Raw genomic sequence first — 19,746 nt, 5'->3', positions numbered from 1 at the left:
TCCTTCTCTCACTCAGGGTTGCGGAGTCGGGGGCGGTGGGCGGTGCAGGCGGGTGGCGGCGACGGCCGCGCCGGCCAGGCCGGCCGCGGTGCAGGCGAGGACGCCGGCCGCGCCGGTGCCGGCCGCGAGCGCGCCGGCCGCGCTGGGGATGAGCACCTGACCGAGCCGGTTGCCGGTGAGCCGCAGCGACATGGCCCGGCCGCGCAGCCCGGGCGGGGCCACCTCGGCCAGGAACGACATGGTCAGCGGTTGGCCGGCACCCAGCCCGAGCCCGGCCACCGCCACCACCACCAGCAGGACCGCGAAGGGCAGCGGGGGCAGCAGCAGGGCCAGCCCGACGGCGGCGAGCGCCACGGTGCCGACCAGCACGACCCGCCGGCCCAGGGCCGCCACGAGCCGCCCGAGCAGCAGCCGGGACGCCATCGAGGCGACCGCCCGGACCCCGAGCAGGATGCCGATCGAGCCGGCGGCGATGCCGCGTTCCGCGCCGAGCGCGGGCAGGTAGACCAGGCTGATGTCGACCGCCGCCAGGACGACGCAGCTCACCGTGAGGGCGCGGACCAGGCCGGGCTGGCGGAGCAGGTCGCGCAGCCCGCCTGCGGCGGCACCGTCGGCGGCCTGCCGGTGGTGTCCGGACGGGCGCAGGAACAGCGCGACGACCAGCAGCGGCAGCGCCACCACCGTGGCGCCGAGGAAGATGGCCCGGGTGTCGGGGATCGTGCGGTCCCCCCCGAAGAGCACGATGAGGCCGGGGCCGAGCGCCTGCCCCAGCGAGGCGGCGAAGGTGTAGTAGCCGAACGCCGCGTCGTACCGGTCGGCCGGGGTGCGGTTGGCGACCAGCGCCTGCTGGGCGACCACCGCGCAGAGGTGCGCGGTGCCGAGCGCCATGCTGGCCAGGACCAGGCCGGCCACCGAGCCGGCGAGCAGCACGAACCCGAGGCCGGCGGCCACCAGCAGGGCCGACCCGGCGAGCGCCACCCGGCGCTCGCCGAGCCGGTCCACGGCGTGCCCGGAGGGCACGGCCAGCACCAGGGGTACGACGGCGAAGCTGGCCCCGAGCACGCCCAGCCAGGCACCCGGCACGTCCAACTCCAGCGCCCGGTACGCGGACGCCGGCCGGAGCATGAACGTGACCGCCTGCACCGCGACGGTGTGCGTGAGCAGGAGGCCCGTCTGGGCGCGCCCGGGGACGGCGGCGCCCCCGGGCGGCACTCAGTCGGCCTTCACGGCGAGCACCGGGCAGGGCACCCGGAGCAGGATCTCCTGCGCGGTCGAGCCCATGATCAGCTTGCCGACCGGGGTGCGGTGCCGGATGCCGATCACGACCAGCGACACGTCCTCCCTCTCGGCGATCTCGGCGATCTCCTCCGCCGCGTCCCGCCCCCGCATGAGCTGCCGGACGTTGTGCGGCACCCCGGCGGCGACCAGCTCGCGGACCACCCGGTCCAGGTCCGGCTCCTGGGCCAGCCGCGGGTCGACGTACGCGTCGCCGCGCGAGGTGTTCACCACGAGCACCGGCTCGTCGCGGAACCGGGCCTGCTCGATCGCGGCCCGCAGGGCTGCCTCGCCCAGCGGCGAGGGGACGTACCCCACCAGCACCGTCATGCCGTCACCAACCTTCCGCGCAGCGGACGCACCACGAACCGGCCGATCAGCGGCCAGAGGAGCACCACGGCGATCGTGGCGTAGATCAGCCAGGACACCCAGCCGCCGATCAGCCCGTGCAGCTCACCGCCGGAGAGCTGCAGCGAGCGCCGGCCCTGCAACTCGGCACGCGGGCCGAGGATGACGCCGACGATCAGCGGCAGGATCGGCAGCCCGAAGCGGCGCATGCCGAAGCCGAGCAGGCCGAGGGCGAGCAGCAGGTACAGGTCGAACGGCTGCGCGTTGACCGCGTACGCGCCCATCGAGGCGAAGAAGAGGATCCCCGCGTAGAGGTAGGGGCGCGGGATCCGCAGCAGCCGCGCCCAGGCCGGGGCGAGCGGCAGGTTGAGCACCAGCAGCAGCAGGTTGCCCACGAACAGGCTCGCGATCAGCGTCCAGACCAGGCTGGACTCCCGCGTGAAGAGCAGCGGGCCGGGCTGGATGCCGTACCCCTCGAAGGCGGCCAGCATCACGGCGGCGGTGGCGTTGGTCGGCAGGCCGATCGCCAGCATCGGCACCAGCGTGCCGGCGGCCGAGGCGTTGTTCGCGGCCTCCGGCCCGGCGACGCCCTCGATCGCCCCCCGGCCGAACTCCTCCGGGTGCTTCGTGAGCTTCTTCTCGGTGACGTACGACAGGAAGGTGGGGATCTCCGCCCCGCCCGCCGGCACCGCGCCGAACGGGAACCCGAACGCCGTGCCGCGCAGCCACGGCTTCCAGGACCGCTTCCAGTCCTGCTTGCCCAGCCACGGCTGGCCCACCGGGATCACCTCGCCGGACTTGCGGCGCAGGTGCGCGGCGATCCAGAGCGCCTCGCCCACGGCGAAGATGCCGACCGCCACCACGACCACGTCGATGCCGTCGGCGAGCTGCGGCAGCCCGAAGGTGAGCCGCTGCTGGCCGGACTGGTCGATGCCGATCACACCGATCACCAGGCCGAGCAGCAGCGAGGCGAAGCCGCGTACCCGGGACGCGCCGAGCACCGCGGTGACGGACACGAACGCCAGCAGCATGAGCGCGAAGTAGTCGGGCGCCCCCAGGCTGATCGCGAACTGCACCACCGGCGGCGTGACCACCACCAGCAGCACGGTGGCGATGGTGCCGGCGACGAACGAGCCGATCGCGGCGGTGGCCAGCGCCTGGGCGGCCCGGCCCGCCTTCGCCATCTTGTTGCCCTCGATGGCGGTCACCACCGACGACGACTCGCCGGGGGTGTTCAGCAGGATCGAGGTGGTCGAGCCGCCGTACATGCCGCCGTAGAAGATGCCGGCGAACATGATGAACGCCTGGGCCGGCTCCATCCCGTAGGTGACCGGCAGGAGCAGCGCCACGGTCATGGCCGGGCCGATGCCGGGCAGCACGCCCACGGCGGTGCCGATGGTCACCCCGATCAGCGCGAACAGCAGGTTCATCGGGGTCAGCACGTGGGCGAACCCGTCGAGCAGGTTGGCGAAGTTGTCCATCTACAGGATCCCTTGCAGCACGCCGGCGGGCAGGTCGACACCCAGCCCGATGGCGAAGGTGTAGAACGTGATCAACGACAGCGCGACGGCGATCAGCAGGTTGCGCACGTAGTGGCGGTTGCCCAGGGCGTAGGCCGAACCCCAGAAGAGGATCGTCCCGCTGATCACCCAGCCGAGCCGTTCGATGAGCACGGCGTTGACCAGGAACGCGCCGACCAGCAGCAGCACGGTGCGCCAGTCGATCGGAAGGCTCAGGTCCACGTCCTCGCCGGCCTCCGGCTCGCCGCGGCCGCCGCGGGCCACGTCCACCGCGTAGATCACCGCGATGACGAGCAGCAGCACGCCGAGCAGGATCGGCACCGGCTTCGGGCCGATCGGGTCGGCCGTGTTGATCGCGCGCCCGATCCGGGTCGTCGCGTCGAAGATGACCAGCCCGCCGACCAGGGCGAGAAACGCCACCACGCCGTACTGCGCCCGGTCGGGCCGCGGGGCCGGCTCCGGTGCGGCGTCCACCGCGGGGTCGGCGGCTGCCGGCTCCTCCGCTGCCGGGGCCGGCGGTGTGGCGGGCGGCGGTGCGGCCGCGGCGGCCTCCGGGCCCGGCTGGGCCGGGATCTCCGGTACGACCGGGGGCCGGGGCGGCGGGTCGCCGCCCCGGTCCGGTCGGGTGGTCATGCCGCTCATGCCAACCCGAGCTGCTTGAGCACGTCGGCCACGGCCTTGTCCTGCTCGGTGAGGAAGGTGCCGAACTCGTCGCCGGTGACGAACGCGTCGGTCCAGCCGCGCTTCTTCAGCTCGGCCTTCCACTCGTCCGAGTCGTGCATCTTGGTCAGCACGTCGATCCAGACCTTCTTGTCGGCGTCGCTGATGCCGGGCGGCGCGACGATGCCCCGCCAGTTGGTGAAGACCAGGTCGATGCCGGCGGACTTCAGGGTCGGCACGTCCTTGAGCGCCTCGATGGGCGCCTCGCTGGTCACCGCGAGGACGCGGATCTGGCCGGCCTCGACCTGGTCGAGGAACTCGCCGAAGCCGCTGGCGCCGAAGGCCACCTTGCCGCCGAGCACGGCCGGCAGCAGCTCGCCGCCACCGTCGTACGAGACGAAGTTGACCTGCTTGGGGTCGATGCCGACGGTCTTCGCGAGCTGCATGGGCAGGAGGTGGTCCGGGCCGCCGGGCGACGAGCCGCCGCCGACCGCGATCCCCTTCGGGTTGGCCTTCCAGGCCGCGACCAGGTCGTTGATGGTCTTGTACGGGGAGTCCTTCGGCACCACGATGGCGCCGGCCTCCTCGATCAGCTTGGCCAGGGGGGTGGTCTGGGTCAGCGTCGCCGCCGACTTGGAGGTGTACGAGGCACCGACCACGCCCAGGCCCATCTGCATGGCCAGCTTGCCGTTGCCCTTCTCGTTCACCGTCCGCTGGAGGCCGACCGTGCCGCCCGCGCCGGGCAGGTTGAACACCTGGACGCCGGAGGCGATCTTGGCGTCCTCCATCACCTTCGCGGCGGTCCGGGCCGTGGTGTCGTATCCGCCGCCCGGGGTGTTCGGGACCATGATCCGCAGGCCGCTGACCGGTTTGCCGTCGTTGCTGGAGCCGCCCTCGTTCTTGTCGGCGGTGGCGCCACAGGCAGCCAGGGCCAGCGCCGTGGCGGCGGCGACCCCCATGACCAGCACGTTTCTCCTAGTTGCCATCTTGTTTCTCTTCCGTTTCGAATGAGTCCAGCGGCAAGATGGTGGCCTCCACCCGGGCAGCTTGTCTGCGTTGTGTCACCAGCGGAAGTTGAGGTCTTTGTGGTCGCGGTCACGTCCCGGCGCCGTACGCTCGCCGGGCAGCTGCTGATCCTCCAGCTCGCGATCATCGTCGTCGTGCTGGTGGCGGTGGCCGCCGTGTCACTGGCCCAGTCCGAGGCCACCTTCAAGCGGGTGGAGGGGGATCGGGTGGCGGCGCTCGGCGAGCAGCTCGCCGCCGACAGACTGCTGCGCGACCGGCTCAACCAGCCGGCGCCGGCCGAGACGATCGCGCCGCTGGTGCAGAACATGGCGACCCGGTCCGGGGTGACCTCGGTGACCGTGGCCGACGCGCGGGGCCGGGTGGTCAGCTCCACCAACCCGACCCTGGTCGGCTCGCTGCTGGGCGACCGCCTGGTGGGTGAGGGCCGGAGCTGGTTCGGCGAGCTGGAGATCGACGGATCCCGGGAACTGGTCGCCCAGGTGCCGGTGCTCGGCGCCCGCGAGGAGAACCTGGGGCACCTTCTGGGCGTGGTGGTGATCGGCGAGAAGTCGCCGACCTGGTCGGAACGGCTGGTCGGGGCCTCGTCGTACCTCCTCACCTACCTCGGCATCGCGAGCGCCCTCGGGGTGGTCGGGTCGTGGCTGCTGGCCCGCCGGATCAAGCGGCAGACCCTCGGCCTGGAGCCCCGCGAGATCGCCGGGCTGGCCGAGCACCGGGAGGCGCTGCTGCACGGCATCGCCGAAGGGGTGATCGCGCTCGACCCGCAGCACCGGGTCACCCTGGTCAACGCGGTCGGCCGGCGGCTGCTCGACCTGCCCGAACACTGCCTCGGCCGCAGCCTCGCCGAGCTGCGGATCAACGGCCGGCTGCGGGACGTGCTGGCCGGCGCGGGCAGCGGACCGGAGGCCCGGGACCAGGTGGTGGTCCGGGGCGGCCGGGTGCTGGTGATGAACCGGATGACGGTCCGCAAGGACGGCCGCCGGCTCGGCTCCGTCACCACGCTGCGGGACCGGACCGAGCTGGCCCGCCTGGAGCAGGAGATCGGCGGGTTCCGCAGCACCACCGAGCTGCTCCGGGCGCAGACCCACGAGTTCGCCAACCAGTTGCACACCATCTCCGGGCTGATCCAGATCGGCGAGCACGACGAGGTGGTCCGGTACGTCGACGCGCTGAGCCGCCACCGCGCCTCGCTCGACCTCACGGTGACCAGCCGGATCCACGACACGGCCGTGGCGGCGCTGCTCATGGCCAAGTCGGCGGTCGCCGCCGAACGTCGGGTGGAGCTGCGGGTCTCCGAACGGACCGGACTCGACCGGCTGCCCCCGGAGCTGGCCGCCGACGTGGCCACCGTTCTCGGCAACCTCCTGGACAACGCGATCGAGGCGGTGGCCGGCCACACGTCCGACCGTCCCGCCTGGGTCGAGGCCGAACTGCGCCAGGACGCCGCCTCGGTGGAGATCGTGGTCCGCGACTCCGGCCCCGGGGTGGCGCCGGAGCTGGCCCAGGAGGTGTTCACCCACGGCTTCACCACGAAGGCGGCCGAGGGCGGCGAGCGCGGCATCGGCCTGGCGCTGACCCGGCTGGTCTGCCACCGTCGCGGCGGCGAGGTCGCGGTGACCAACACCGACGAGGGCGCGATGTTCACCGCCCGGATGTCGGTGCCGCGCGACGTGCCGGAGGGGGCGCGATGATCGACGTACTCGTCGTCGACGACGACTTCATGGTGGCTCGGATCCACCGCGGCTTCGTCGAGCGGATCGAGGGCTTCCGGGTGGTCGGCACCGCCAGCACCGGCGAGGAGGCGGTGGCCGCGGTCGACCGGCTTCGCCCCGACCTGGTCCTGCTCGACCTCTACCTGCCCGACATGTTCGGCCTCGACGTGGTGACCCGGATCCGGGCCGCCCGGCACGACTGCGACGTACTGGTGATCAGCGCCGCCCGGGAGGCCGAGGCGGTCCGGCGGGCGGTCCGCTACGGCGCGGTCAACTACCTGCTCAAGCCCTTCGGCTTCGACGAGCTGCGCACCCGGCTGGAGCAGTACGCGGCCCGCCGCACCGCGCTGCGCGCGGCCGTCGTCGCCGACCAGGCGGACGTGGACCGGGTGCTGTCCCGCAGCGGCTCGACGGCCGCCGCGGCGACCCTGCCCCGGGGCCTCAGCCCAGAGACGGCCGAGCTGGTGGAGCGCGCCCTGCGCGAGCACGAGGGGACGCTCTCGGCCAGCGAGTGCGCCGACCGGGTGGGCATCTCCCGGGTCAGTGCCCGCCGCTACCTGGAGCACTACGCCGGGAGCGGACGGGCCGAGGTGACCCTCAAGTACGGCGCGGCCGGCCGCCCCGAGCGCCGCTACACCTGGCTGGCCTGACCCCGCCCGGCTCGACGTCGCCCACGTGCACGGCGCGGCTCAGCCGGTGGCGGCGTCGACCAGGGCGCGGGCGGTGCGCTTGGCCGCCTCGGCGGCCGCCGGGTCGGCGTCCAGCACGCCGCTGGCCAGGCCGCCGTCGATCAGCAGGGTGAGCTGGCGGGCCAGCAGCTCGGGATCGGCCGCCCCGGCCCGGCGGGCCAGGTCGGTCACCCAGGCCCGGACCACGTTCTTGTGCTCGACGGTACGGGCGTGCACCGGGCTGCCGGTCGGTGACTCGGCGGCGGTGTTGATGAACGCGCAGCCGTGGTAGCCCTCCCGGCGGCAGGCCCCGCCGAGCGCGTCGAACATGCCGACGAGCTGCTCCCGGGGCTCGTCGCCGGCGTCCCGGGCGGCCGCCCGCAGCGCGCCGAACCAGGCCTGGTCGACCTTGTCCAGGTAGGCCAGCACCAGATCGTCCTTGCTCGGAAAGTGCTTGTAGAGGGTGGCCTTGGCCACGCCCGACTCGGCGATCACCGTGTCCACCCCGACGCCGCGCGGCCCGTGCGCGTAGAAGAGCCGGAACGCGGTGTCCAGGATGCGCTCCCGAGCGGAGCCGGCGGGGGTACGGGCCATCAGCCCAGTTTACAGACCGGTACGTCTGCCTGTCGGCGTGCTTCCCTGCCTCCGGGCGTCGCAGTAGACAGACCTGTCTGTTAGTCTCGGTCGCACCGAGCGCGTCGCACCGGCGTCGCGCCATTTCCGGAGGACGGACTCGACATGCGCATCGCAGTACTGGGCACCGGCATGGTCGGTCGGGCGATCGCCGCGCGCGCGGCCGAGCTGGGGCACGACGTCACCGTGGGCACCCGCGACGTGGCGGTCACCCGGGCGGGCGACTGGGCGGACTGGGCCACCGCCCACCCCGGCGTCGACCTGGCCGCTCATGCCGACGCCACCGCCGACGCCGAGCTGGTGGTGAACGCGACCAGTGGCGACGGCGCCCTCCCCGCGCTGACCGCCGCGGGCGAGAAGAACCTGGCCGGCAAGGTCCTGCTCGACATCGCCAACCCGCTCGATTTCAGCAAGGGCTTCCCGCCCACCCTGTCCGTGCTCAACGACGACTCGTTGGGCGAGCGGATCCAGCGGGCGTTCCCGCGTACCCGGGTGGTGAAGGCGCTCAACACCCTCACCGCCGACCTGATGACCCACCCCCGGCAGCTCGCCGACGGGGACCACACCGTCTTCGTCTCCGGCGACGACGGGGAGGCCAAGAAGGTGGTGACCGAGCTGCTCACCAGCTTCGGCCACACCGACGTGATCGACCTGGGCGACATCACCACCGCCCGGGGCACCGAGATGCTCCTACCGCTCTGGCTGCGCCTGTACGGCGGGCTCGGCACCGCCCTGTTCAACATCAAGGTCGTCCGCTGACGCCACGTCCGACGACCCAATCCGGAGACGCCGCTGGCCGGCACCCGTGTTCGGGTGCCGGCCAGCGTGTCGGCTCAGCTGTTCCAGTTGTGGGCGACGATGTCGGCGGCCTGCTGCTCCCACTGCGCGTACGCATCCGGGTAGGCCGAGACCTGCACGGTCTGGGCGGCCTCGGTCAGCGGCATGTCCTGCCAACCGTCAACCTGCTTCAGACCCTTGAGGAACGCCAGGGTGGAGTACTCGGGGTTGGTGATCTGCTCCGGCGTGCCCCAACCACTGGACGGGCGCTGCTGGAACAGACCCAGCGAGTCGTGGTCGTTGCGGTCGCCGAGGTGGCCGAGGTTCTCCAGCTTCGACTCCTGCAGCGACGTGGCGATCGAGACCACGGCGGCGCGCTCCGGCAGACCGGCCTTCTTCGTGGCGGCGATGATCGCCTTGGCGTTGGCGGTCTGCTCGTCGCTCAGGTCGATCGTCGACTGGGCGCCCTGGACACCGTGCGGGATCAGCTTCGCGGTGTCCGGCTTGTCGGCCTGCACCACCGCCGCCTCGGACAGCCCCGTCACCGGCGCCGCCTCGTGGTGGTTCAGCGGACCGGCGGCCAGACCACCGGCGACAGCCAGACCAGCAATACCGAGCACGCTCTTACGCAGCATCGTGTTCATGGAGAAAGCTCCATTCGGGGGTTGGCGCACCACGCCGATGGGGGTCGGCCGTGCGCAAGCACCGTCAGGCGCTCAGGAAGTTTTCGGGGGGATCATCGGCGCGGGGCCGGGAAGCCTCTTCGTCGCGCCGGGACCATGTACAACGACCGGCGGGCCACCATCATTCCGGCCCGGCCACCCCGCCTGGCGGGGCGTCCTCCTCGGTCGTTCACGGGGATACAACGACCCCGACCCGCCGGCCATTCCGCCGCCGGAGTGCGGCCGACGACCTCGCGAAACGGACATACGACCCAGGCGGCCCGAGGTCGGCGGAACACCCAATTGGCGGTCGGTGCGAGGTCGGGGCGATGGGAAAACGCCGGACAGGGGTTACCCTGACACCATGTCGGCCACCAGCACCGCGTACCTCGCCCGGCCCGGGCGACCCGCCGTGGTGGCGCGCACCCTCGGCGAGCTGACCGGCCCCACCCGGGGCATCGTCGAGCTGCCGGTGCGCCTGATGTGGAGCAGCGAGCGTGCCTTCGACCTGGCCGACCCCGACGACCTGCTCTGGATGTACGAGAACGTGCTGCGCGAGACCAGCCGGGTCGAGGATCTGCGCGAGCTGATCGACGGGGGGACGCTGCGCCGGGTGTGGCCGCTGTTGAACCTGCCCCGGGGCGTACGCCTGGCGTGGGAGAGCCGGCACCGGGGCCTGCGCACCGCGTGACCCATCTGCACGACTTCTACCGGGAGGTGGCCCGGGTGGCCCTCGCGGCCGCCGGCCCCCACCGGTTCGTGCTCGGCGGCGGGGTGGCCTGGGCGGCGCACGGCCTGGTCACCCGCCCGACCGAGGACGTGGACCTCTTCGCCGACGTGGAGGGCGCCGCCGCCGCGGCGGCGGCCGGGGTGCGGGCCGCCCTGGAGCGGGCCGGCTATCGGGTGGTCGACGCCGATCCGGACAGCGAGCTGGGTGAGCTCTTCGACGGCTACGACCGGGACCTGCGAGACTTCGTGGTCAGCCGGGACGGCCGGGAGATCCGGCTCAGCCTGGCGCGGCTCGACCGCTACCGCAGCCCGGTCGTGATGGACCTGGGCCCGGTGATGGACGTCCGCGACCTGATCGCCAACAAGACGGCCGCGCTGGTCAACCGCCGGGAGGTCCGCGACTACATCGACGTGTCGGCCGCGCTGGACCGGTACACGGTCACCGAACTGCTGGCGCTGGCCCGGCAGGTGGACCCGGCGCTGGACGCCGACGACGTCCGGGCGGCGGGCCGCTACCTGGACCGGGTGCCGGACCGCCGGTTCGCCCGCTACGGCCTGGACCCCGGCCAGATCGCCGAGGTCCGCCGCCGGATGGCCGCCTGGCCGCGCTGACGGCGGCGGGGCCATTGGCCGGCCGGACTCACTTGGTCGGCTTGCCGCCGGTCACGCCGAGGATCTCCCCCGTCACGTAGCTGGACTCCTGCGAGGCGAAGAAGACATACGCGGGGGCGAGTTCGGCCGGCTGGGCGGGGCGACCCATCGGCGTGTCGGTGCCGAACTGCTTCACCTTGTCCTCGGGCATGGTCGCCGGGATCAGCGGGGTCCAGACCGGGCCGGGCGCCACGGCGTTGACCCGGATGCCCCGGTCGGCCAGGTTCAGCGCGAGGGCCTTGGTGAAGTTGGCGATGGCCGCCTTGGTGGTGGCGTAGTCGAGCAGTTGCGGCGCCGGGTTGAACGCCTGGATCGACGAGCTGTTGACGATCGCCGAGCCCTCGGGCAGGTGCGGCACGGCGAGCTTGCAGAGCCAGAACATGGCGTACACGTTGGTCTTGAAGACCCGGTCGAACTGCTCGGTGGTGATGTCGAGGATGCCGTTGTCCTGCGACATCTGGAAGGCCGCGTTGTTGACCAGGATGTCGATGCCGCCGAGGTCGGACAACGCCCGCTCGATCAGCTCCCGGCAGTTCGCCTCCTCACGCAGGTCGCACCGCACGGCGACGCCCTTGCGGCCGGCCTGCTCGACCAGGCTGACGGTCTCCCGGGCGTCCGCCTCCTCCTCCTCGCCGAGGTAGGAGATCAGCACGTCGGCGCCCTCCCGGGCGTACGCGAGGGCGACCGCCCGACCGATCCCGGAGTCACCGCCGGTGATCACCGCCCGCTTGTCGGTGAGCCGGTCGCTGCCCCGGTACGACTCCTCGCCGTGGTCCGGCTTCGGACCCATCTCCCGCTCGGTGCCGGGCGTCGACTGCTGCTGGCCCGGCTGGCCCTGCTGCTGGCCGTACTGGCGGGTGGGGTCCTGCTGGGTGTACTGGTCCTCGCTCACCGGGTCTCCCTCGGGCCGTCGTCGCGCTCCCCTGCCGCCCTACCCCCGGACCGGGACCGGAAACGGCGGTGTTACACGCCGGTGGCCGGCGGCGCTTGTGGTGTGAGATACCTCTGGGCGATGTGGCGTCTGTGACACACGGTCGTTATGGTGCGCAACGGCGCCCACGAGGCGCGTCCACCCCCATGGAAGGGCACCTCATGACCACCTCCTCCGGCGCCTCGCGCCGCCAGGTGCTGGCCGTCGCGGCCGCCGCCGCGACCGCCCCCCTGATCGCCGGCGCTCCCGCCGAGGCCGCGTCGAAGCCGTCGAAGACCTGGGACCTCACCGTCCTCGGCACCTCGGACACCCACGGCAACGTCTACAACTGGGACTACTACCGCGACGCGGAGTTCGACGACAGCAAGCACAACGACGTCGGCGTCGCGAAGCTGGCCACCCTGGTCAACCAGATCCGCGCGGAGCGCAAGGGCAAGGCGACCCTGGTGCTGGACGCCGGCGACACCATCCAGGGCACCCCGCTGGCCACGTACTACGCCAAGCAGGAGCCGATCACCGAGACCGGCGCGACGCACCCGATGGCCAACGCCATGAACGTGCTGAAGTACGACGCCGTCACGCTCGGCAACCACGAGTTCAACTACGGCCTGCCGCTGCTCGCCACCTGGATCGGCCAGCTCGGCTTCCCGGCCCTGGCCGCGAACGCGATCAACGAGAAGACCGGCAAGCCGGCCTTCCTGCCGTACGTGATCAAGGAGGTCGCGCTCGGCGGCTACGACTCCCCCACCCTGAAGGTCGGCATCCTCGGCCTGACCAACCCGGGCGTGGCCATCTGGGACAAGGGCAACGTCGAGGGCCGGCTGGTCTTCGCCGACATGGTGGCCACCGCCGCCAAGTGGGTGCCGGTGATGCGCGAGCGCGGCGCCGACCTGGTCATCATCTCCGCCCACGGCGGCGACAGCGGCACCTCCAGCTACGGGCCGGAGCTGCCGAACGAGAACCCGGTGGCGCTCATCGCCGAGCAGGTGCCGGGCATCGACGCCATCCTCTTCGGCCACGCCCACAACGAGGTGCCGCAGAAGTTCGTCACCAACAAGGCCACCGGCGCCCAGGTGCTCACCTCGGAGCCGTCGAAGTGGGGCCAGCGGCTGACCCGGATGGACTTCACCGTCACCAAGGTCAAGGGCCGGTGGCAGGTGGTCGCCAAGTCCGCCACCACGCTGAACACCAACACCGTGGTCGAGGACCCGGCGGTGCTCGCGGCCGTGCGCGGCCAGCACGACAAGACCGTCGGGTACGTCAACCAGGTCGTGGCGCAGTCCACGGAGGAGCTGTCCACCGTCGAGTCGCGGTACAAGGACACCCCGATCCTGGACTTCATCAACCACGTGCAGGCCGAGGTGGTCAGCAAGGCGCTGGCGGGCACCGCGTACGCGGGCCTGCCGGTGCTGTCGCAGGCGTCGCCGTTCAGCCGGACCGCCGTCTTCCCGGCCGGTGACGTGCGGATCCGCGACGTCGCCGGCCTGTACGTCTTCGACAACACCCTCGAGGCGGTCGTCATGACCGGCGCCGAGGTGAAGGCGTACCTGGAGTACTCGGCGAAGTACTTCAAGACCTGGGCGGCCGGGGTGACCATCGACCTGCCGAACATCAACGACCCGAACGTGCCGGACTACAACTACGACGTCGTCTCGGGGCTCGAGTACGACATCGACATCGCCAAGCCGGTCGGCCAGCGGATCACCCGCCTGGTCCTGCCGGGCACCGACACCCCGGTCGCCGCGGACGCCCAGTTCGTGGTGGCCGTCAACAACTACCGGCGCAGCGGTGGCGGCAACTTCCCGGGCATCGTGAAGACCCAGGTCTACAACCAGCAGCAGGAGATCCGCCAGCTGCTGATCGACTGGGCGCAGGCCAAGGGCGAGATCCGGCCGGGCGACTTCTTCGTCGACAACTGGAAGCTGGTCCGCGACGGCGTGCCGGTCTTCTGACCCGTACCACCGACGGGCCCCGGGGTGTGCGCACCCGGGGCCCGTCGGCCGTCTCCGGGGCCGGTCAGCCGCCGCCGGCGCGCAGGTCCCACTCGTGCTGCCCGCCCGTGGGGTCGGGCCGGTCCCGGCGCGGCTCGGTCTCACTCTCGGTCGACTCCACCCGCTCCTCCGGCCGCACCCCGGGCGGCAGTTCGCCGAAGCGGACGTGCCGGAGGAAGGCGTACTCCTCGTCGGTGAACGACTCGCGCGGTTCGCTCATGACCGCATTGTGCGCCCGGCCGCCCACCCGTCGCATCAACCGACCCGGGGCGGGTAAGCCGCCGCGACGACCCGTCCGGCGACGAGGTGGAGGACGACCATGCGCGCCATCCGGATGACCGCCCCGGGGGTGCTGGAGCAGGTGGAGGTGCCCACCCCGACCGCCGGACCGGGCGAGGTGCTGCTGCGCGTCGGCGCGGTCGGCGCCTGCCACTCCGACCTGCACATCCTCGACGCCCCGGCCGGGTTCTTCCCGGTGCCGATGACCCTCGGGCACGAGATCGCCGGCACCGTCGACCAGTTGGGGCCCGGCGTCACCGGCTGGTCGAGCGGCGACCGGGCCGCGGTCTACGGGATCATCGGTTGCGGCCGCTGCCGGGCCTGCCTGCGGGGCGCCGAGAACGCCTGCCGGGTGGTGCCGGTCGGCGGGATCGGGCTCAGCCGCGACGGCGGGCTGGCCGAGCACGTCGTGGTGCCGGCGTCCCGGCTGCTGCACGTCGGGGAGACGGACCTCACCCAGGCGGCGCCGCTCACCGACGCGGGGCTGACCCCGTACCACGCCGTCGAGCTGGCCCGGGACCGGCTGCGTCCGGGCACCTCGTGCGTGGTGATCGGCATCGGCGGGCTGGGCCACATGGCCGTGCAGATCCTGGTCGCCACCACCGCGGTACGGATCATCGCGGTGGACACCAGCGTCGCGGCCCTGGACCTGGCCGGCCGGTTGGGCGCGCACGACGTGGTGCAGGCCGGGCCGGACAGCGTGGACCGGATCCGGGCGCTGGTGGGCCCGCCGCCCGACGGCGCGGACGTGGTCCTCGACTTCGTCGGCGCCGACCCCACCGTCACCACGGCCCGGCAGGTGGTCGCCACCGGCGGTCAGGTGCTGCTGGTCGGCCTGGCCGGCGGGACCCTGCCCGTCCGGCCGGTCGCCGACGAGCCACCGACCGTGCCGCTGGAGACCGCCGTCCAGGTGCCGTTCTGGGGCACCCGGTCGGAACTCCAGGAGGTGATCGCCCTGGCCCGGTCCGGTCAGCTCCAGGCCGACGTGCAGACGTTCCCCCTCGCCGAGGCGCCGGAGGCGTACGAGCTGCTGCGCCGCGGGGAGATCCACGGCCGCGCCGTCGTCGTGCCCTGACTAGCGCGGGGCGGTGGCGTTCGGCCGTCGCGCCGGCAGCCGGTCCAGCAGCGCCAGGCCGGCCCGCACCGGGCGGCGGGCGAGGGTCCGCTCGAAGCTGGCCTGCCCCAGGCAGAAGCGGACGAACATCCGCCAGCCGGGCGGCGTGGCCAGCAGCGCGTGGAACACCTCGGGTCGCCGCGCGAAGACCTCCAGGAGCCGGTGCCCCGCCCGCATCTCCGGCACCAGCCGGAGGCGGACCTCCCGTTCGTAGGCGTCCAGGTCGCCGCCGGCCACCGCCTCCCCGGCCAGCCGGCCCGACCGCAGGGCGAAGCTGATGCCCTCCCGGCTCCACGGCTCCAGCAGGCCCGCCGCGTCGCCGGCGACCAGCACCCGGCCGCGACGCAGCGGCGAGTCCTCCGCCCGGCACCGGGTCAGGTGCCCCGAGTCGTGCTTCGGCGTGACCCCGGCCAGGCCCAGCCGGGCCACGAAGTCACGCAGGTAGGCGCGGGTCGGCTCGCCCTCGCCCCGGGCCGCGATGACCCCGACGGTGAGCCGGTCACCCTTCGGGAAGACCCAGGCGTACGAGCCGGGCACCGGCCCCCAGTCGAGGAGCACCCGCCCGCGCCAGCGGTCCTGCTCGGCGGGCGGGACCGGCAGCTCCAGCTCCAGCCCCAGGTCGACCTGCCGCCAGATGACCCCGACGTGCCGGGCCGTCATGCCGGAGGAGCCGTCGGCGCCGATCACCGCGCGGGCGCGTACCGTGTCGCCGTCGGCCAGCCGCAGGCGTACCTCGTCGGGGTCCTGCTCGACGGCGCGGACGGCGACGCCCTCGCGGATCTCCGCCCCGGCGGCGACCGCGGCGGCCCGCAGCCGGTCGTCGAACTCCTCCCGGCGGACCATGGCCACCAGCGGTGTGGAGTGCCGGCGGGTGAAGCCGCGTCGCCCGTCCCGGGTGAACGTGATCCGGTCGACCCGGTCGTGCGCGGGCACCTCGATCCGGTCGGCGATCTCGGTCAGCGAGGTGCCGATCAGCCCGCCGCCGCAGGTCTTGTACCGGGGGTGGGTGGCCCGCTCGACCACCAGGGTGCGCGCGCCGGCCCGGGCCGCCGCGTGCGCGGCGGAGAGGCCGGCCGGACCGCCACCGACGACGACGAGGTCCCAGATGATCACTGGTGCAGCCTAGGGCACCCTGCCCTCGGCCCGCCCGGCACGCGCCCCGCGCGACCCCCCGATCGGGTGGGCATCATCGGACGCCGCCCGGGTAACCGCCGGGCGCAGGCCGCCCGCCGGTCGGGCGGTCCACGCCGAGGAGGGAAGCGATGCAGCAGGTACGGCTGTCTGCGGTCGAGGAACGGGTGTACCAGGCGGTGACCGCGCTGGAGGTGCGGGGACACGTCCCCTACCCGGACCTGATCGCCCAGGAGACCGGCATGACCGAGGACGAGCTCCGCGAGCCGCTGCACCTGCTCACCGAGCGGGGGCTGCTGCACCGGGAGGACTCCCCGATGTCCGGGCTGGACTTCGGACCACGGTGGTGCGCACGCCAGATGACCTGACATCGTCGTTTGCCCCATCGGGGGCCGGGTAGCGATCGGTGATGCGTGATCGACGCTCTTCGGGGGGCACGATGAGCACGGACCGGTCGTCGACGCCGGTGGACACCGCCGGGTCCGACGACCGGCGCCGCTGGAAGGCGCTCAGCGTCGGCCTGGTCGCGGCGTTCATGACCCTGCTGGACGTCAGCATCGTCAACGTCGCCGTGCCGTCGATCGACCGCGCGATCCACGCCACCCCCAGCGACCTCCAGTGGGTGCTGTCCGGGTACGCGCTCACCTTCGGGCTGGTGCTGGTGCCGGCCGGGCGGTTCGGCGACGCGCGGGGCCGGCGTACCGCCTTCGTGGTCGGGGTGGCGCTGTTCACCGTGACCAGCGCGCTGGCCGGCCTGGCCCGCTCGCCGGAATGGCTGATCGCCGCCCGGCTCGTGCAGGGCGCCGCCGCCGGGGTGGTCAACCCCCAGGTGAGCGGCATGATCCAGCAGTTGTTCCGGGGCGCCGAGCGGGGCCGGGCGTTCGGGCTGCTCGGCGCCACCATCGGCGTCTCCACCGCGGTCGGCCCGCTGCTCGGCGGGCTGCTCATCGAACTCGGCGGGGAGGAGCACGGCTGGCGCTGGGTCTTCTTCGTGAACATCCCCGTCGGCATCCTCGCCGTGGTGCTCGGCTGGCGGCTCATCCCGGCCCGCCCGGCCGGCCAACCGGACCGGCACCGGCTGGACCCGGTCGGGGTGCTGCTGCTCGGCCTCGGCGTGACCCTGGTGCTGCTGCCGCTGGTGCAGCGGGAGCAGTGGCGCGGGGCCGGCAAGTGGGCGCTCATCCCCGTCGGCCTGCTCTTCCTGGCCGGCTTCGCGCTCTGGGAACGGTGGTACGCGCAGCACCGGCCGCCGCTGTTCGACCTGCGGCTGTTCCGGCTGCGCTCGTACACCCTGGGCTCGCTGATCGGCCTGGTCTACTTCGCCGGGTTCACCGCCATCTTCTTCATCTTCACCCTCTACATCCAGGTCGGGCTCGGCTACAGCGCGCTCGCGGCCGGCCTGGCCATCACCCCGTTCGCGCTCGGCTCGGCGGCCGCCTCGGCGCTGGGCGGCCGGGTCGTCACCCGGTACGGCCGGCCGCTGGTCGCCGCCGGCCTGCTCGTCGTGGTGCTCGGCCTGCTCGCCACCGTGTGGGTGCTGCGGGACTCGCCGCACCGGTCGGTGCCGCTGCTGACCGCCGTGCCGTTCCTGCTCGCCGGCCTGGGCAGCGGCCTGGTCATCGCGCCGAACCAGACGCTGACCCTCTCCGAGGTGCCCGTGCCGCAGGCCGGAAGCGGGGCCGGCATGCTGCAGACCGGACAGCGGATCGGCTCGGCGGCCGGCATCGCCGGGGTCGGCGCACTGTTCTTCTCCTCGCTGGCCGACAGCAAGGGCGACTTCTCCGTCGCCTACCGGCACTCGCTCCTGCTGGCCGTGGGGATCATCGCGCTGGCCCTGGTGGCGGCGCTGGTCGACGTCGTGGCCGGCCGCCGCCATTCCGGCGACCCCTCCTGAGCCGCGTCAAATGAGAACCGGCGCGGAACAGGTTGCGAATTCGTCGTCCTGAGGGGTGCGCCGGAGACGTAGACGGCGGTAGATACATGGGTCATGACGAACACCCTCGACCGTCGTACCCTCCTGCGCCTCGCCGGGGCATCCGCCGGCACCGCCGTCCTGGCCGGCGCCACCCTCGCCGGACCGTCCCCCGCCGGCGCGGCCACCGCCGCCTTCCGGCACGGCGTCGCCTCCGGTGACCCGCTGCCGGACGGGATCCTGCTCTGGACCCGGGTCACCCCCACGCCCGACGCGCTGCCCGGCTCCGGCGCCGGCCCCGACGTGGAGGTGAGCTGGCAGGTCGCCACCGACCCCGACTTCCGGGCGCCGGTCGCCGCGGGCACGCTCACCACCGGACCGGCCCGCGACCACACGGTGAAGATCGCCGTGTCCGGCCTCGCCGCCGCCACCACCTACTGGTACCGCTTCGGCCACGCCGGCGCCTGGTCGCCGACCGGCCGGACGATGACCGCACCGCCCGCCGACGCGGCCGTCGACCGGCTGCGGATGGGCGTGGTGTCCTGCGCCAACTGGGAGGCCGGCTACTTCGCCGCGTACCGCCGGCTGGCCGACCGGGGCGACCTCAACCTCGTCGTCCACCTCGGTGACTACCTCTACGAGTACGGCACCGGCGAGTTCGCCGCCGCCGGCCGGGTGGTCCGGCCGACCCAGCCCGCGCACGAGGTGCTCACCCTGGCCGACTACCGGATCCGGCACGCGCTCTACAAGACCGACCCGGACCTGCAGGCGCTGCACGCCGCCGTGCCCTGGGTGATCACCTGGGACGACCACGAGGTCGCCAACGACGAGTGGTCCGGCGGCGCGGAGAACCACACCCCCGGCACCGAGGGCCCGTTCGCCGACCGGCTGGCCGCCGCCCGGCAGGCGTACCTGGAGTGGATGCCGGTCCGGGTCGGCGCGGACGGGGCGATCTACCGGCGGTTCCGCTTCGGCCGCCTGGCCGAGCTGTCCATGCTGGACCTGCGTTCGTACCGGTCGGCGCAGGCCTCCGGCCCCGCCGTCGACGACCCGAACCGGACCATCACCGGCGACGCGCAGATGGCCTGGCTGAAGGCCGGACTGTCCGGCTCCGCCGCCCGGTGGAAGCTCGTCGGCAACCCCGTGATGATCGCCCGCCTGGACGTCGGCGCCCTGCCGTCCTGGCTGCTCGGCCCGCTCGGGAAGCTGCTCGGCATCCCCGAGAACGGCGGGGTGCTCAACGCCGACCAGTGGGACGGCTACAACGCCGACCGCAACGAACTCGTCGGCCACCTCCGGGCCACCGGCACCCGGGACGTGGTCTTCCTGACCGGCGACATCCACACCTCGTGGGCCAACGAGGTCACCACCCGGACGACGCTGTTCGAGCCGGCCGCGGCGGAGTTCGTCGTACCGTCGGTGACCAGCGACAACGTCAACGACTTCCTCAAGCTGCCGGCCGGCAACGCGCTGAGCCAGGTCGGCGCCGGGCTGCTCCGCTCCACCAACCCGCACGTGCGCTGGGCCGAGCTGGACGGGCACGGGTACGGGGTCCTCGACGTGACGCCGCAGCGCTGCCGGATGGACTGGTACCACCTCGCCGACCGGACCAGCAGCACCAGCGGCAGCCGGTGGGTGGCGGGCTGGTCGGTGGGGACCGGCTCCTCCCGCCTGCGGGCCGAGAGCGCGCCGGTGTGAAAACGCCGCTGGCCGGCACCCCGTGGTTC

At 73.2% G+C, this 19,746-nt stretch carries 20 protein-coding genes; 10 read left to right on the top strand and 10 right to left on the bottom strand.

What is annotated here, in order from left to right:
* Window positions 1–12: 12 nt before the first annotated feature.
* Genes FXF50_RS22040 through FXF50_RS22020 form a run of 5 tightly spaced genes read right to left on the bottom strand, consistent with a single transcriptional unit; the run spans window position 13 to window position 4,789 of the window.
* A complete protein-coding gene (locus FXF50_RS22040) occupies window positions 13–1,212 on the bottom strand; it encodes an MFS transporter (protein WP_222866083.1) in 1,200 nt (399 codons plus the stop codon).
* The gene (locus FXF50_RS22035) at window positions 1,213–1,605 is read right to left on the bottom strand and encodes a universal stress protein (RefSeq protein WP_148430790.1); all 393 of its coding nucleotides are present in this window, start codon (window positions 1,603–1,605) and stop codon (window positions 1,213–1,215) included.
* Entirely contained in the window at window positions 1,602–3,104 is a 1,503-nt protein-coding gene (locus FXF50_RS22030) for a tripartite tricarboxylate transporter permease (protein WP_148430789.1), read from the bottom strand. Before FXF50_RS22030 ends, FXF50_RS22035 begins: the two co-directional genes overlap by 4 nt.
* The gene (locus tag FXF50_RS22025; protein WP_255510144.1) at window positions 3,105–3,776 is read right to left on the bottom strand and encodes a tripartite tricarboxylate transporter TctB family protein; all 672 of its coding nucleotides are present in this window, start codon (window positions 3,774–3,776) and stop codon (window positions 3,105–3,107) included.
* 5 nt (window positions 3,777–3,781) lie between these two features.
* Window positions 3,782–4,789: a tripartite tricarboxylate transporter substrate binding protein gene (locus FXF50_RS22020; RefSeq protein WP_148430787.1), complete on the bottom strand. Its 1,008-nt coding sequence runs from the start codon at window positions 4,787–4,789 to the stop codon at window positions 3,782–3,784.
* A gap of 99 nt (window positions 4,790–4,888) precedes the next feature.
* Between FXF50_RS22020 and FXF50_RS22015 the strand changes: the two genes are divergently transcribed.
* Both FXF50_RS22015 and FXF50_RS22010 read left to right on the top strand, forming a co-directional pair.
* Window positions 4,889–6,520 carry an ATP-binding protein gene (locus FXF50_RS22015; protein ID WP_255510143.1) on the top strand — a complete coding sequence of 544 codons (1,632 nt, stop codon included), beginning with the start codon at window positions 4,889–4,891 and terminating at the stop codon, window positions 6,518–6,520.
* The gene (locus FXF50_RS22010) at window positions 6,517–7,191 is read left to right on the top strand and encodes a response regulator (RefSeq protein WP_148430785.1); all 675 of its coding nucleotides are present in this window, start codon (window positions 6,517–6,519) and stop codon (window positions 7,189–7,191) included. Before FXF50_RS22015 ends, FXF50_RS22010 begins: the two co-directional genes overlap by 4 nt.
* Window positions 7,192–7,230: 39 nt before the next feature.
* Here the strand turns inward: FXF50_RS22010 and FXF50_RS22005 are convergent, their stop codons facing one another.
* Entirely contained in the window at window positions 7,231–7,803 is a 573-nt protein-coding gene (locus FXF50_RS22005; RefSeq protein WP_148430784.1) for a TetR/AcrR family transcriptional regulator, read from the bottom strand.
* Window positions 7,804–7,947: 144 nt separating this feature from the next.
* On the opposite strand from FXF50_RS22005, the gene FXF50_RS22000 reads away from it, so the two are divergent.
* Complete coding sequence (locus FXF50_RS22000) at window positions 7,948–8,601, top strand: NADPH-dependent F420 reductase (RefSeq protein WP_148430783.1); 654 nt, start codon at window positions 7,948–7,950, stop codon at window positions 8,599–8,601.
* Between the two features lie 74 nt (window positions 8,602–8,675).
* Here FXF50_RS22000 and FXF50_RS21995 read toward each other — a convergent pair whose 3' ends face one another.
* Window positions 8,676–9,263: a hypothetical protein gene (locus tag FXF50_RS21995; RefSeq protein ID WP_148430782.1), complete on the bottom strand. Its 588-nt coding sequence runs from the start codon at window positions 9,261–9,263 to the stop codon at window positions 8,676–8,678.
* A 382-nt stretch (window positions 9,264–9,645) separates the two neighbouring features.
* On the opposite strand from FXF50_RS21995, the gene FXF50_RS21990 reads away from it, so the two are divergent.
* Window positions 9,646–9,972: a hypothetical protein gene (locus FXF50_RS21990; protein ID WP_091258112.1), complete on the top strand. Its 327-nt coding sequence runs from the start codon at window positions 9,646–9,648 to the stop codon at window positions 9,970–9,972.
* Window positions 9,969–10,622 (top strand): nucleotidyl transferase AbiEii/AbiGii toxin family protein, encoded by a 654-nt coding sequence (locus FXF50_RS21985; RefSeq protein WP_148430781.1) that lies wholly within the window; start codon window positions 9,969–9,971, stop codon window positions 10,620–10,622. Before FXF50_RS21990 ends, FXF50_RS21985 begins: the two co-directional genes overlap by 4 nt.
* 28 nt (window positions 10,623–10,650) lie before the next feature.
* Here FXF50_RS21985 and FXF50_RS21980 read toward each other — a convergent pair whose 3' ends face one another.
* Window positions 10,651–11,553, bottom strand: a complete 903-nt coding sequence (locus FXF50_RS21980; protein ID WP_148430780.1) for an SDR family oxidoreductase — start codon at window positions 11,551–11,553, stop codon at window positions 10,651–10,653.
* A gap of 200 nt (window positions 11,554–11,753) precedes the next feature.
* On the opposite strand from FXF50_RS21980, the gene FXF50_RS21975 reads away from it, so the two are divergent.
* Window positions 11,754–13,544, top strand: a complete 1,791-nt coding sequence (locus tag FXF50_RS21975) for a bifunctional UDP-sugar hydrolase/5'-nucleotidase (protein ID WP_148430779.1) — start codon at window positions 11,754–11,756, stop codon at window positions 13,542–13,544.
* A 64-nt stretch (window positions 13,545–13,608) separates the two neighbouring features.
* Here the strand turns inward: FXF50_RS21975 and FXF50_RS21970 are convergent, their stop codons facing one another.
* Entirely contained in the window at window positions 13,609–13,803 is a 195-nt protein-coding gene (locus FXF50_RS21970; RefSeq protein WP_229792022.1) for a hypothetical protein, read from the bottom strand.
* Window positions 13,804–13,902: 99 nt separating this feature from the next.
* Between FXF50_RS21970 and FXF50_RS21965 the strand changes: the two genes are divergently transcribed.
* Window positions 13,903–14,937 carry an NAD(P)-dependent alcohol dehydrogenase gene (locus tag FXF50_RS21965; protein ID WP_148430777.1) on the top strand — a complete coding sequence of 345 codons (1,035 nt, stop codon included), beginning with the start codon at window positions 13,903–13,905 and terminating at the stop codon, window positions 14,935–14,937.
* Here FXF50_RS21965 and FXF50_RS21960 read toward each other — a convergent pair whose 3' ends face one another.
* Window positions 14,938–16,089 (bottom strand): geranylgeranyl reductase family protein, encoded by a 1,152-nt coding sequence (locus FXF50_RS21960; protein ID WP_148430776.1) that lies wholly within the window; start codon window positions 16,087–16,089, stop codon window positions 14,938–14,940.
* Between the two features lie 149 nt (window positions 16,090–16,238).
* On the opposite strand from FXF50_RS21960, the gene FXF50_RS21955 reads away from it, so the two are divergent.
* The 3 genes from FXF50_RS21955 to FXF50_RS21945 all read left to right on the top strand — a co-directional run bounded on the left by FXF50_RS21955 (window position 16,239) and on the right by FXF50_RS21945 (window position 19,717).
* Entirely contained in the window at window positions 16,239–16,475 is a 237-nt protein-coding gene (locus FXF50_RS21955; RefSeq protein ID WP_148430775.1) for a hypothetical protein, read from the top strand.
* A gap of 71 nt (window positions 16,476–16,546) precedes the next feature.
* Window positions 16,547–18,001 (top strand): MFS transporter, encoded by a 1,455-nt coding sequence (locus FXF50_RS21950; protein WP_148430774.1) that lies wholly within the window; start codon window positions 16,547–16,549, stop codon window positions 17,999–18,001.
* A gap of 93 nt (window positions 18,002–18,094) precedes the next feature.
* Window positions 18,095–19,717, top strand: a complete 1,623-nt coding sequence (locus tag FXF50_RS21945) for an alkaline phosphatase (RefSeq protein ID WP_148430773.1) — start codon at window positions 18,095–18,097, stop codon at window positions 19,715–19,717.
* Window positions 19,718–19,746: the final 29 nt, after the last annotated feature.

Source organism: Micromonospora sp. AP08 (genome assembly GCF_008085935.1).
GTDB classification, from domain to species: domain Bacteria; phylum Actinomycetota; class Actinomycetes; order Mycobacteriales; family Micromonosporaceae; genus Micromonospora; species Micromonospora chersina.
This window is presented reverse-complemented; position numbering and strand designations above follow the sequence as displayed.